Origin of the sequence: uncultured Methanobrevibacter sp. (assembly GCF_947169325.1) — an archaeon.
In the GTDB taxonomy this organism is placed as follows: domain Archaea; phylum Methanobacteriota; class Methanobacteria; order Methanobacteriales; family Methanobacteriaceae; genus Methanocatella.
The window spans coordinates 1-7746 of record NZ_CAMVPN010000091.1 but is presented as its reverse complement, the minus strand read 5'-3'; the positions used below and the strand labels follow the sequence as shown (position 1 = coordinate 7746).

Below are 7746 nucleotides of genomic sequence, written 5' to 3'. Positions count from 1 at the left end.
TCAAATATCCAAGACCCAAATCAGAAATCTTTTGTAATTTGTCAGTGACTTTATCCAATCCGAATAACTCTTCCAATGATTCATCAACTGTCAAACTCATTATATCCGCCAGGGACAATCCATTATACTTTACTTCATCGATTTTATTTCCATATCTAAGGCCGTCACAATCCGGACAAGTCATTTCAACATCAGGAAGGAACTGCACATCCATTGAGACGCTGCCCGTACCATTGCATGTTTCACATCTCAGCTTTCCAGTGTTGTATGAAAAATCAGCCATCTTATATTCATCACTTAATTTGGCGAATTCACGCCTCAAATCATCCAATACCTTAGAGTATGTTGCAACAGTACTCCTTACATTCTTTCCAATAGGAACACTGTCAATCAAGTCTATTTTTTTAATGCCCTCACAATCTATATCAATAACGTTATCCGATAAATTTTCATTATTGATTTGAGTTTTTACGGCAGGATATAGTGCTTCCAAAAGCAATGTTGTCTTTCCACTGCCCGACACTCCGCTTACCACAGTCAATTTCCCTTTAGGTATTTTTACATCCATCTCTTTTACGTTGTGGATTTTGGAAGTTTTAATTTCAATAGTTCCATTTTCAAAAATATCCTCGTGTTTATCCCTGATGATAATCTCTTCTGATTTTGTTAAAAATGGTGCTATTTGTGAAGAAGAATTGTTTTTAATTTCATCCAAACTGCCTTGAGCGATTATATTTCCTCCATCGGCACCTGCTTTTGGACCCATTTCAATCATGTAATCTGCAATGCTTAGGATTCTGGTGTCATGATCAACCAAAATAATCGAGTTTCCATCCTCCACCAACCTTCTGATGACATTGATTAATCCGTCAACGTTATTTGGATGAAGACCTATGGACGGCTCGTCCAACACATACAGCACTCCTGTTGTGCGGCTTCTCAATGTCCTTGCAATTTGAACTCTTTGAAGCTCTCCTGTGGAAAGGGTATTTGAAGGCCTGTCCAATGAAATATAACTTAGACCTAAATCAAGCAATATTTTTCCATTATCCATAAATTCTTCGATTATCTCTTCAGCCATTTCACGGACATTGTCCGGCAATTCATTTACTACCTGCGGCACCCACAACATCAAATCCTTCAAGTTCATCTTGCATGCCTGTGAAATATCAATTCCACCAAGCAAAGTTTCTCGTGCTTTTGAATTTAATCTGGTGCCTTCACAATCACTGCACACTTTGGTTGTTAAGAATTTATTGATTTTTGTTAATCCTTTTTCTGTTTTAGCATTTTTTAGAGCCTCCTCAATGGCTCTGTGAGCATTCCTATACTCCGCATTCAATTCAAACAATTTGCCATTTTTGGAAGGTATGTTGATGTATTTTTTAACTGCAGGACCATTATACACAATATCCTTTTCTTCATCAGTCAAATCCTTAAATGGAACATCAAGCCTAACTCCCAATTCTCCTGCAACATGATACATCCATGAAATGCCGAACTGGTTCCATGCATCAACTGCACCCTCTTCCAGAGTTTTAGAATCATCAGAAACTAACTTTGTACTGTCAACATCTCGAATGTATCCTGTTCCACTGCAAGTTGGACACGCTCCATCGGAGTTAAATGCATATTCCTCAGCACCCAATCCATAAAATTCGACGCCGCATTCAGGACACTTAATCGGGATTTCACGGGCGACATTTAGAGTTGGCTCTTGAATATGTCCATTTGGACAGGTGTAATTGCCACATCTTGAATACAATAACCTTAAGGAGTTTAAAAGTTCTGTAGAAGTTCCAAAAGTTGACCTGATATTTGGAACATTCGGACGCTGATGAAGTGCAAGCGCTGCAGGAACATACTGAATCAAATCGACCTGCGCTTTTCTAGACTGTGAAATCCTGCGCCTTGTATAAGTGGAAAGGGCATCCAAATATCTGCGAGATCCCTCAGAATAAAGCACCCCCAAAGCAAGTGAGGATTTACCGCTTCCAGAAACACCACTAATGGCTACAATCTTTCCAAGAGGAATGTCAACATCAACATTTTTCAGGTTGTGAACCCTTGCTCCCCTAATGATTATCATATCTTGGTACATTGTCTAACCTATATTTTTAGTAAGTAAAAAGAATTTGACCATTATTTCAAACTTAAAGTCAATTTAACGTCACCGCTTCCCAAAACATTCTTCAATTGATTTGAATCAACATTCTGTATTTTACCGATTTTTGTATAACTCCATGAATGTGAATCATAGAACAGGGAAATATGATTTCCTTGGTATAATACAATGTCTCCCGGAGCGGTATTGACATTTTCATCATTTGTAGGGAGTGAAAATCCTAACTCGCCAACCTTTTCAAAATTGCCATAATCTGAAGCGTTGATTGTAACATTTCCATTTTTTAAAGTTTTCATCAACTCTTGTGTTGCGGAATTATTTTCCAATTCCACATCAAAGACTGCATCATTGACCTTGAGTTTTATTACATCGTTTGGATTTGCAGCACTGCCAACAGAAAGACTTAAAAAAAACATAGCCAGTGCTAATAAAAAAAATCTTTTACTTAATTTCATGTAATATATGTTTGAAGTATTAAGTTAAAAAAAGTTCTGAAAAGAATTATAATAGTATAGTAACACGACATGTAAAAACTTATAACAGTATTATGAAGTATTCCTCATAGAATTTTTCGTCTTTAAAAGCTTTAGAAAATTAAATAGTATTTGAGGATGAAAAATTATGACTGAAGAAATTTTTATTGACTTCTGCGAAGGTAGAAATCTCAAAGAGTCAACAAGAAGGACTTATAGATATAGTCTAAACAAATATGCTAAATTCAATGGAATGACTCTTCAGGAGTTAATTGATGAAGCAGAATCAGAGGAAGTTGAAGGTATAAGGTGGAAAAACCGTAAAATAAGAAAAAGATTGCTGAAGTATAGAAGTGCAATCTATAAAAAACATTTAGAAAACACTGCATCACATCATTTCACAAGAATATTAACATTTTACAGATTCTTTGAAATAGAACTACAAACATTACCATCATTAAGCAATACAACAGCTAATAAACCAATACCTGTTGGATTTGAAGATATGTTAACAAAAGAAATCCTACAAGATGCAGTTGATATATCTGAAGATTTCTACAAAGCATTTATTTTATTTGCTTGCTCAACAGGTTGCGCTAAAAAAGAAGTAATGTCAGTGACAGTTGCCGATTATCTAAAAGCTACTTCTGATTATCATGATGCAGATAATTTAAAAGATGCATGCAACAATGGATATCACTAGTGAGATATTATGGGATTTTAATAACAGTTTTGATGAACTTATGATAAATACTGGCATTTTTTATACTAAAACAGATTATGTCGATGCGCTTTTATTAGATTATAAAAACTATTATCCTCAAAAAAGTGGTGGTTTAGATGATGAATGAAAAAGGTGAACGTTGCATGTTAGCATGCGATAAAATTTGCGATTACTGTGGTGATTGCGAGAAGTATGGTCTTTTAGACATACCGTCTGAAGACGTAGATGTGGAACAAATGATAGAAGAAGCCCTATATCAGTCTGAAAGAGAAGCAGACATGATGTAAAGAGACAAATGTCCAAGTTAGAAAAAGTAACCTAGACACATGACTCCCAATTAACAATTAAATTTATGTGTCTAATATTTAAAATACTTTTTCTCCTTGGATACTTCCCACATATGGAGGTAAAAAATGGAAGAAGAAAATTTTCAAGATATTAAAGAAGCTATTGAAAAAGAAATAGCTAAAGGAAATGAGCTAAGCATTTATAAGGTAAGTGAAGAGTTAAATAATTACAAATATGATGAAACAGGAATATACATTCTTTTTCATCAGGAAAATATTTATTTAAAAGCAAGTAGAACTGAAAGTAAAAAGTCAGAAGTCATCTATACCTGGACTAAGTACATAAACAATATTTTTCAGACTTTAACCATTTATAGAAGCGATAAATTAATTAACGAAGAAGATAAGAAATTAGTTGATAATTTACTTACAACAGCTAAGAATGCAGGACTTGAATTTGATGAAGATGAAATGGTTTTGTTTGTTAGCACTTTTAAGAGCACTATTATCAAAGCTAATTGTTTAAGCGTTTTAAAAGAACTTGACTTTGAGTTTCCAGAAGATGAGGAAATTGAAGAAGAACAAGAAACCAACACGATAAGTTTTCTAGATTATGATGAGTTAATTCAAAAAGAAGCAATAACAATGCTAGACGAAGATACTCTTTTTTGATAATATCATATCAAGCATATCTTGGACTCATGAAGGAAATATGGAACTTAAAAAGCAGCTTCCATTAATATTATCATCAGTTTTTATTGACCAACCAGTTCATACAGAGCTTAATGCTGATACGGGTGTTGGAAAAACTGACATTATTATCGAAACCTCTAAAAACTACCCTCCTTGTTACATAAATATATTACGTACAGTATCTCCTAAAAATATCTATTATGATAGGAATTCCTACGGGGAATTTAACATTTTAATTTTTGATGATGTTGTCCTAAGTGAACCTATGATTGAAGTTATAAAAGAGTTAGCCGATAATAATAAGCCAGTTAAAGAGTTAAAAACCGTTATTGATGGTAAATCAAGAACTTTTACATTAGAAGGTAAATTTCTAGTTATCTTAACTTATGCTAAACAAAATCCTGATGAAGAACTTCTAAACCGTTTGTATAAGTTAAACATAATTATTAAAAAAGAAGCTAGTAAAACAAGTATAAAACATAAAATTCAAACAAATGCTGTTATTGACTCTGACAATAATGAAATTATTAAAAGGAGCAGATTGATTATCCAAGCAGCTATTCAATACCTTGTTGAAAAAGACATTATAGTTTTTAACCCATTTACGTTGTTGTTTGACCCTAGTTCCCTCAATAATAGAAATATAAAAGGTTTTATTACCTTGGTTAAATCTAAGACATTTTTCCATGTTGAGAGAAGGAAACGTGTTGAAATTAACAATGAAGCAATATACATTGGTTCTTATGAAGATTACAGTTTTGTTAAAGAGTTATGGGATAAATCAGCAGAAACTCAAGAATTAAAACTTAACTCAAAACAAATTAAGATTCTCGACTATTTGCCTGAAAAGACTCGTGAGGAAGCTTATAAAGACAATGAAGATGCTTTAAAAAAATACAAAGAAAGCGATTCACGAGAGGAAAAAGACAAGATTATTGGAAATGAATATACCCGGCGCAACATTTCCATAGCTACAGGCATTAACATCAATACATTGAGAAATTATTTAGATAAATCTCAGGGTACTGCTAAATCACTAGAAGATCTTGGTCTTATAGGTAAAATTAAGTTTGATTCAAATAACCCATCATCACAATGGACATACTATAAAGTAAAAAAGAATGATGAAAATAATGGTTATGTATCTTGTGAAATTGAAAATAACAAGCACATTAATGCTCTAAAGTTTAAATTAGACATTTTATACTCATTGTTAACCTTGTCAAATATTTCAATTAATGAAGATGGATGGGAGTACCTAAATTCTTACTGTAGAAATTATCCTGATGAAATCCATCTAGATGAATATAATTCTTATTATAGTTTTATAGAAGGTGCAATAAAAGGTTTTAACTTTGAGGAGTATTCCGTTAATCTTAGTGATGCTAGTTATGCTGATTTAACTTATGTAAAAGATGTTGGCTGCATCTTAAAAAATTCAAAAATATTAAGTCCACATGATGATGAAGACAATTATCACAACCTTCAAAAAGTAGTGGGAAATGCCCCAATAGATGAAAAAAATAGAAAAATAGGTGTTAACCATTATTTAACAAGTAACACTAGTATGATAAAAAATACTGAATTAGCTTATACTATTGGAGTATGCTTGAAAAATGAGAGTCTAACTGCAAAAGAACTTATTGACAAAATACAGGAAGACGGTGAGGTTAGTGTTGATTTTTTAGCTATTTCAGTAGGTGAATGTATAAATGATTTAATAAATTGTCAATTAGTTTTGAAAGATTTAACAAATGATGGAGTTTACTATAAAGCTAGTGATAGTTTTAAACAGCTTTTAGGAGATGGTCAACTATGTATACCTTAAGAGATTATCATCATGATTATTATAATGGTAATTACTATAGAGATGTTAGATATCTTCATGAGGTATCACAACCTCTTTTTTTTAAACTGTAACAATTATAACTATGATATCGAATCATCAGAAATTTTTTTAGACTTTTTAAATCCGAAATTTCATTCAGGAATTTATGGACTTCTTGGAGCAGAAATCATCTATTACAAGACTCTTGATCAATACAAAAAAGGAAATAATAATGATAGGTATTCCGATAGATTATTTTTTGACTTTGATGTAGATAATAAAAAAGCATCAGCTATTAAAAAAGAAATACTAGATACCCAAAGTAATATCGTTGGAAGAAAACGGATAGCAAAGATTAAGAGATTACAAAATGAATATAAAACTTTAATTTTTGAAGAAGATCTCCTTGAAAAACCCTTTAAAGAAGCTACAAAATTATGCAACTACTTACGAAACAAAGGAATTAACCCTTATTTAATTGTTAGTGGAAGTAAGGGTTTCCATGTTAATGTTTTCTTTAAAGAGATGCAGTTAAATCAAATAGGTTGTATAAGTGAACATTTAGCAACACTCTTTAAAAAGAATTTAGGTTTAGAAACCCTTGACCTTGCAGTTAATCGTGATGCTCACAGAAGACTTCAAAGAGTCCCATATAGTATTAATTCAAAAACTGGATTATATTGTCAGCCAATTTCTAAAGAATTAAGTTATGATGAGGTTTTGGATTTGATAGCTAAAAAAGACAATACTCCTGTTGAATTTGATATACATAGATATTATACTCCAGATACTTTCAATGATTTACTAAAATCTTTAAATGATAATTTTAATAAGGAGATAAAAAGAGAAAATAAAACTCGAAAATTAATTAATAAATCAACACACGATGATGGTTTATTTAAAGATGTTGACTTAAGAGACCTTGCACTTTTAACATTGGGTGAACCAATAGCCATTTATGAAAATAGAAATACTTACCGCTGCCCTTTTCATGATGATAATCATGCTAGTGCAGCTGCTTTTGATAATCGTTTTTATTGTAGTGCTTGCGGTGTGAATCTTGATAAATATGATTTTGTTATGCAAGTAACTGGTGCTAAAACTAAAAATGAAATGTTGATGAGTTTAAAGGAGATATTTAATCTAAAGTAAGAGAAGAAAAGACACTTATTTAATCCCCTACAATTTTCTTTATATAATAAACAAAAATATAAAAGTTTACTTCAATTTAATTATAATTCTATCAAGAATTTTTAATGTAAATAAATTATTTTTTGAATTTAATAACTTTAATAATCAAAATCGTCGAAAAAGTTTACTTAAGAAAAAAATTTGTAAAAAGAAATATGCATAGTTTAACACATAAGTTAAGAATAATCTATTTCTGATATAATTATTTTAGTAGTTTATACTTACTACCAAATAATTTATATAGCATGAATTATAATAACTATAAGTAACAAAAAAATGAGGTGATTATCGCATTAAAATTAACATTTTTTGATGTAAATTTAGGAAATTCTACATTAATTGAAACTAGCACTATGAATATGTTATTCGATTTAGGAATCGACGAAACTACTGGTGTAAATCCTCTATTTTCATTTAATGGAGAT

General features: G+C 31.4%; 8 protein-coding genes. 6 read left to right on the top strand and 2 right to left on the bottom strand.

Going from position 1 to position 7746, the window contains the following annotated elements; genetic code table 11:
- The coding region (locus Q0W26_RS10340; RefSeq protein ID WP_298524892.1) for an excinuclease ABC subunit UvrA at window positions 1-2101 on the bottom strand (2101 nt) is incomplete at its 3' end.
- 41 nt (window positions 2102-2142) lie between these two features.
- A complete protein-coding gene (locus Q0W26_RS10335) occupies window positions 2143-2541 on the bottom strand; it encodes a cyclophilin-like fold protein (protein ID WP_298524889.1) in 399 nt (132 codons plus the stop codon).
- 205 nt (window positions 2542-2746) lie between these two features.
- On the opposite strand from Q0W26_RS10335, the gene Q0W26_RS10330 reads away from it, so the two are divergent.
- The 6 genes from Q0W26_RS10330 to Q0W26_RS10305 all read left to right on the top strand — a co-directional run bounded on the left by Q0W26_RS10330 (window position 2747) and on the right by Q0W26_RS10305 (window position 7282).
- The gene (locus tag Q0W26_RS10330) at window positions 2747-3301 is read left to right on the top strand and encodes a hypothetical protein (protein ID WP_298524886.1); all 555 of its coding nucleotides are present in this window, start codon (window positions 2747-2749) and stop codon (window positions 3299-3301) included.
- Complete coding sequence (locus tag Q0W26_RS10325; protein WP_298524884.1) at window positions 3288-3449, top strand: hypothetical protein; 162 nt, start codon at window positions 3288-3290, stop codon at window positions 3447-3449. The genes Q0W26_RS10330 and Q0W26_RS10325 overlap by 14 nt, the downstream gene beginning before the upstream one ends.
- Window positions 3439-3609, top strand: coding sequence for a hypothetical protein (locus Q0W26_RS10320; RefSeq protein WP_298524882.1), 171 nt, complete (start codon window positions 3439-3441; stop codon window positions 3607-3609). Before Q0W26_RS10325 ends, Q0W26_RS10320 begins: the two co-directional genes overlap by 11 nt.
- Window positions 3610-3735: 126 nt before the next feature.
- Window positions 3736-4281 carry a hypothetical protein gene (locus tag Q0W26_RS10315; protein ID WP_298524879.1) on the top strand — a complete coding sequence of 182 codons (546 nt, stop codon included), beginning with the start codon at window positions 3736-3738 and terminating at the stop codon, window positions 4279-4281.
- 40 nt (window positions 4282-4321) lie between these two features.
- Window positions 4322-6130, top strand: a complete 1809-nt coding sequence (locus Q0W26_RS10310) for a hypothetical protein (RefSeq protein ID WP_298524876.1) — start codon at window positions 4322-4324, stop codon at window positions 6128-6130.
- A gap of 24 nt (window positions 6131-6154) precedes the next feature.
- Window positions 6155-7282: a hypothetical protein gene (locus tag Q0W26_RS10305; RefSeq protein WP_298524874.1), complete on the top strand. Its 1128-nt coding sequence runs from the start codon at window positions 6155-6157 to the stop codon at window positions 7280-7282.
- The last annotated feature ends 464 nt before the right edge of the window (window positions 7283-7746 follow it).

What these genes read in the sequence shown, in the direction of transcription:
- Q0W26_RS10335 (WP_298524889.1), bottom strand. Translation starts at nt 2,541, where the DNA reads ATGTTTTTTTTAAGTCTTTCTGTTGGCAGTGCTGCAAATCCAAACGAT.
- Q0W26_RS10330 (WP_298524886.1), top strand. Translation starts at nt 2,747, where the DNA reads ATGACTGAAGAAATTTTTATTGACTTCTGCGAAGGTAGAAATCTCAAA.
- Q0W26_RS10325 (WP_298524884.1), top strand. Translation starts at nt 3,288, where the DNA reads ATGGATATCACTAGTGAGATATTATGGGATTTTAATAACAGTTTTGAT.
- Q0W26_RS10320 (WP_298524882.1), top strand. Translation starts at nt 3,439, where the DNA reads ATGATGAATGAAAAAGGTGAACGTTGCATGTTAGCATGCGATAAAATT.
- Q0W26_RS10315 (WP_298524879.1), top strand. Translation starts at nt 3,736, where the DNA reads ATGGAAGAAGAAAATTTTCAAGATATTAAAGAAGCTATTGAAAAAGAA.
- Q0W26_RS10310 (WP_298524876.1), top strand. Translation starts at nt 4,322, where the DNA reads ATGGAACTTAAAAAGCAGCTTCCATTAATATTATCATCAGTTTTTATT.
- Q0W26_RS10305 (WP_298524874.1), top strand. Translation starts at nt 6,155, where the DNA reads ATGGTAATTACTATAGAGATGTTAGATATCTTCATGAGGTATCACAAC.